Origin of the sequence: Fulvivirga kasyanovii (genome assembly GCF_009711405.1) — a bacterium.
GTDB lineage: Bacteria > Bacteroidota > Bacteroidia > Cytophagales > Cyclobacteriaceae > Fulvivirga > Fulvivirga kasyanovii.
In genome coordinates this window covers 11,889-16,864 of record NZ_SMLW01000531.1, presented here as the reverse complement: position 1 = coordinate 16,864, position 4,976 = coordinate 11,889, and the positions used below count along the sequence as shown (strand labels likewise).

Below are 4,976 nucleotides of genomic sequence, written 5' to 3'. Positions count from 1 at the left end.
CGACAGCTATACCTTCCTCAGTGAATTCTCCAAAAATAAGGTGATCTATGGGATCAACACCGGGTTTGGCCCCATGGCACAATATAAAATAAGTGAAGAGGAGCAAAAAGACCTGCAGTATAACCTCATTCGCAGCCATGCCTCAGGCCTGGGCAATATCCTCGATCCTGTATATGTAAAAGCTTCCATGCTTGCCAGGCTCAATACCCTTTCCCTTGGGTATTCGGGCGTAAATATTTCCGCCGTTCAGGTGCTGGTAGATTTACTCAACAATCATGTGTCCCCCGTAATATTCGAACACGGTGGAGTTGGGGCCAGTGGAGACCTGGTGCAACTGGCGCACCTTGCCCTGGTTATGATAGGGGAAGGGGAGGTAGTATATAACAACCAGCGCAGGCCTACATCAGAAGTGTTTGCCGAGCTGGGAATCACACCCATGAGCATTAAACTCAGGGAAGGGCTGGCAGTGATGAATGGTACCAGTGTTATGACCGGTATAGGGATTATCAATGCCATATATGCTCAGAGAGCCATAGAGTGGTCTGTAGGTATTTCTGCCATGATATGCGAAATGGTTGACTCCTACGATGATTACTTTTCTGCCGAGCTGAACAGTACAAAAAAACATAGCGGCCAGCAATATATTGCCAAACTGATGCGTGAAGGCATGGCCGACAGCAAATACATCCGGAAGCGGGAAAAGCAACTTTATAACACACATATTGAAGAAGAGATAATCAGCAACAAAGTACAGGAGTATTATTCGCTTCGCTGCGTACCACAGATATTGGGCGCTATTTATGAAACTATTATTGAAGCGCAGAAGTTGTTGGTGGAGGAAATTAATTCAGCCAATGATAACCCGATAGTGGATGCCAAAAATGGCAATGTATTCCACGGCGGTAATTTTCATGGAGATTATGTGTCGTTTGAAATGGATAAATTGAAAATTGCTACCACCAAACTTTCAATGCTGGCCGAAAGGCAACTTAATTTTTTGATGAACCCCCAATTGAATGGTATTCTCAGTCCTTTTGTCAATTTAGGTAAGCTCGGTTTTAACTTTGGCATGCAGGGAGTACAGTTTACGGCTACCTCTACCACAGCAGAAAACCAGATGTTGTCCAACCCTATGTATGTTCATAGCATACCTAACAATAATGATAATCAGGATATTGTCAGTATGGGTGCCAATGCCGCATTATGTGCTAAAAAGGTCATAGAAAACACTTTTGAAGTGTTGGCTATTGAGGTAATCTCCATAGTGCAGGCGCTGGATTATTTGAAAAAGACCGAAGGGTTATCTGCTCAGAGCAAAAAGATCTATGATAGCATAAGAGAAATAGTGCCTGAGTTTAGCGGGGATTATCCCATTTACAACGATCTGAGAAAAGTGAAGGAGTTTATGATGGAAAATTCTTCATGGAAGGTTTAGTACATTATTGGAAGTGAAAAATTATATGAATAAATTGCAAATCGTTTGAAAATGACGATTTTGAATCACGCACGTCTATGAAATATGCATTGGTTACGGGAGGTTCCCGTGGTATTGGCAAAGCAATTTGCATTCAGTTGGCAAAGCAGGGTTACAACATTTTGATCAACTACGCCTCAAATAAGCAGGCCGCTGAGGAAGCTAAAGCAGCAGTAGAAGAGGAAGGGCAAATAGCAGAGCTTATGCCCTTTAATGTGGCCGACAGAAAAGAAACCAATGAAGTGCTGGCGAAGTGGCAAAAGGACAATGCGGATAAAAAAATTGAAGTGCTGGTCAATAATGCCGGCATAAAAAAAGACAACCTCATGATCTGGATGAAGGACGAGGAGTGGGATGACGTAGTGGATATCAGTTTAGGAGGTTTTTATAATGTTACCAAAAGTGTTCTGCAGGAGATGGTCAAAGCCAAAAATGGAAGGATCATCAATGTAGTTTCACTTTCAGGGTTGAAAGGCTTACCTGGCCAGACCAATTATTCGGCTGCTAAAGCAGCAGTAATAGGTGCAACTAAGGCCCTGGCCCAGGAAGTTGCCAGAAGAAACATCACTGTTAATGCCGTAGCACCAGGTTTTATAAAGACAGAGATGACTGAGGGTATCGACGAGAAGGAATATAAATCCATGATTCCTATGCGTCGGTTTGGAACAGCGGAGGAAGTGGCAAAAGTAGTGGGATTTTTAGCATCAGATGCCTCCTCATATATCACAGGAGAAACAATATCAATTAATGGAGGTCTGTATTAATCAGATTCAGTTTAGATGAACAGGGTAGTTATTACCGGTATAGGTATTTATTCATGTATAGGAAAAAACCTGGAAGAGGTTAAGCATTCTTTGTACCACGGTAAGTCGGGCATTGGCATTGACCCCGAGCGTAAAGAGTTGGGTTTCAGGTCTTCACTGACCGGTATATTGGAAAAGCCGGTGCTGAAGGAGATGCTTAACCGCAGGCAGCGAATTGGTCTTGCAGAGCAGGGAGAGTACGCCTACATGTCAACCATAGAGGCGATGAAAATGGCCAATATGGACGAAGAGTTTTTGGCCAGTCAGAATGTTGGGATCATCTTTGGAAATGATAGCTCGGCAAAGCCATGCATAGAGGCCGTGGATACACTTCGAATTAAGAAGGATACCACCTTAATTGGCAGCGGTTCCATCTTTCAATCGATGAACAGTACCGTAACCATGAATCTGGCCACTATTTTTAAACTTAAAGGTATCAACTTTACGGTTAGTGCCGCATGTGCCAGCGGCTCCCACTCTATAGGCTTGGGATATATGATGATTAAAAGCGGCATGCAGGATAAGGTAATTTGTGGTGGGGCCCAGGAAGTGAACTATCACTCCATGGGTAGTTTTGATGGCTTAGGTACATTTTCTATTCAGGAGGCAAATCCCGCAGCATCATCAAGGCCTTTTGATAAAAAACGTGACGGGCTGGTGCCTAGTGGAGGTGCTGCAACCATAATTATAGAAAGCCTGGAATCGGCGAAAAAGAGAGGGGCGGAAATATTGGGAGAGATCATAGGATACGGCTTTTCATCCAATGGTGATCATATTTCACACCCTAATGTAGACGGGCCGGCGCGCTCCCTGGAAATGGCAATGGAACAAGCAAGAGTGAAGGCTGCCGATATTGCCTACATCAATGCCCATGCTACATCCACCCTTGCCGGTGACCTGAATGAAGGGAAGGCCATACTACAGGTTTTTGGAGATAAACAACCATACCTCAGCTCCACCAAATCAATGACAGGTCATGAAATGTGGATGGCAGGGGCCAGCGAGGTAGTTTATTCGCTGCTTATGATGCAAAATGGCTTCATCGCCCCAAATATTAACCTGCAGGATCCCGACGATGAACTAAAAGATTTAAACTTTGCTTTTGATGTTGTGGAAAAGGATTTTGATTTATTTTTGTCGAATTCTTTCGGGTTTGGAGGCACAAATTCCAGCTTAATCATCAAAAAATTTGACTAAACATTACTAAACGGAGATGAATAGAGACGAGATCATTGAGAAAATAAATGGATTCCTGGTAGATGAGTTTGAGGTTGAACCTGAGGTAATCGAACCTGAAGCCAACTTAAAAGAGACTCTCGACCTGGACAGCCTTGACTATGTTGATCTGGTGGTGGAGATAGAAAGCAACTTTGGCTTTAAAGTAAATCCGGAGGATTTTGTTGGTATTAATACTTTTCAGGATTTCTACGATTACGTAATTCAGAAAGCAGAGGCCGCATAATGTCGTCTTGGAAGGGCAAAACACGCGGAGGCCTCCTGGGTTATCAGATTTTCATTTATATTCTTAAAAAGTCAGGGGTAAGTGCGGCGTATGTTCTTTTAAGGATAGTGGCATGCTACTACGTAATATTTGCTCCGAAATCGACCTCAGCTATATATAGCTATTTTAGGGATATTTTAGGTTTTAACAGATTGAAAGCCTGTCAGGCTGTTTACAAGAGTTACTACATTTTCGGGCAGACGCTAATCGATAAAATAGCTATAGGCTCGGGCCAATCAGACGAATTTCAATATACTTTCGATGGTGTCGAGCATCTCGAAACATTAAAGGAAACCGGAGGTGTGGTAATAAGCGCCCACCTCGGTAATTGGGAGATAGCAGGTTTTCTGCTGGATAAAATCAAACTTACGACCAATATCCTGATCTATGAAGCTGAACATGAAAAGATCAAAAACTACCTTGATCAGGTCATGAAAGACAGAAAAGTGAACATCATTGCTATAAAAAACGACCTGTCACACATTTTCAAGATCAACACCGCTTTGCGCAATAAAGAGGTTATCTGCATGCATGGCGACAGGTTTACCTCAGGTGGTCGCGTAGTCCGAAAGGTGTTCATGGGTAAAAATGCCTTTTTTCCGCTGGGGCCATTTACTATAGCTACCAAGCTTAAAGTGCCTTACTCTTTCGCCTATGCCGTTCGTGGAAAAGGTAAAACATACCACCTTTCAGCTACCCCGATCCAAAATGCAGAATCCACCGCTGAGGAGTTGCTCGATCAGTATGTAGAGCACCTGGAAACAAAGATGAAGCAGACACCTTTACAGTGGTTTAACTATTATGACTTTTGGAGCGAAGATGTAAAAGGTGCAGTAGTTGAATAATTAACAAATAAATTAATATTAGCCTGCAATGGCGCCGGTTAAATTTTAAGATATGACCGCACTGGAAGAAGGAAACGAGCTTTTAAAATACATACCACAACGTCCACCGTTTGTAATGGTCTCTTCTCTGTACAGCCATGATGAAAAGTCGGTAGTGTCAGGGCTGAAGGTAACAGATGATAACGTACTGGTTAACGAAGGCCGTTTACAGGAAGGTGGGCTTGTTGAGAACATGGCACAGACTGCCGCATTGTTTGCCGGTATTCAGGCCCATTCATTAAAAAAAGAGGCCCCTGTTGGCTTTATTGCTTCGGTTAAAGGCCTTAAAATTTATAAATTACCGGCTATAGGCG

General features: G+C 43.0%; 6 protein-coding genes. All 6 read left to right on the top strand.

The window, feature by feature from the left end; all coding sequences use genetic code 11:
- A partial coding sequence (flxA, locus tag E1163_RS12035; RefSeq protein WP_155171996.1) for a flexirubin biosynthesis tyrosine ammonia-lyase FlxA occupies positions 1-1,435 on the top strand: 1,435 nt, incomplete at its 5' end.
- Between the two features lie 77 nt (positions 1,436-1,512).
- On the top strand, positions 1,513-2,238 hold the full coding sequence (gene flxB / locus E1163_RS12030) for a flexirubin biosynthesis SDR family reductase FlxB (RefSeq protein WP_155171994.1): 726 nt from the start codon (positions 1,513-1,515) through the stop codon (positions 2,236-2,238).
- Between the two features lie 15 nt (positions 2,239-2,253).
- Positions 2,254-3,474, top strand: coding sequence for a beta-ketoacyl-[acyl-carrier-protein] synthase family protein (locus E1163_RS12025; RefSeq protein WP_155171992.1), 1,221 nt, complete (start codon positions 2,254-2,256; stop codon positions 3,472-3,474).
- Positions 3,475-3,490: 16 nt separating this feature from the next.
- The gene (locus E1163_RS12020; protein ID WP_155171990.1) at positions 3,491-3,739 is read left to right on the top strand and encodes an acyl carrier protein; all 249 of its coding nucleotides are present in this window, start codon (positions 3,491-3,493) and stop codon (positions 3,737-3,739) included.
- The gene (locus E1163_RS12015) at positions 3,739-4,623 is read left to right on the top strand and encodes a lysophospholipid acyltransferase family protein (RefSeq protein ID WP_155171988.1); all 885 of its coding nucleotides are present in this window, start codon (positions 3,739-3,741) and stop codon (positions 4,621-4,623) included. The genes E1163_RS12020 and E1163_RS12015 overlap by 1 nt, the downstream gene beginning before the upstream one ends.
- Positions 4,624-4,675: 52 nt before the next feature.
- Positions 4,676-4,976: hotdog family protein (locus tag E1163_RS30560; protein WP_185156063.1), on the top strand; the 301-nt coding region annotated here is incomplete at its 3' end.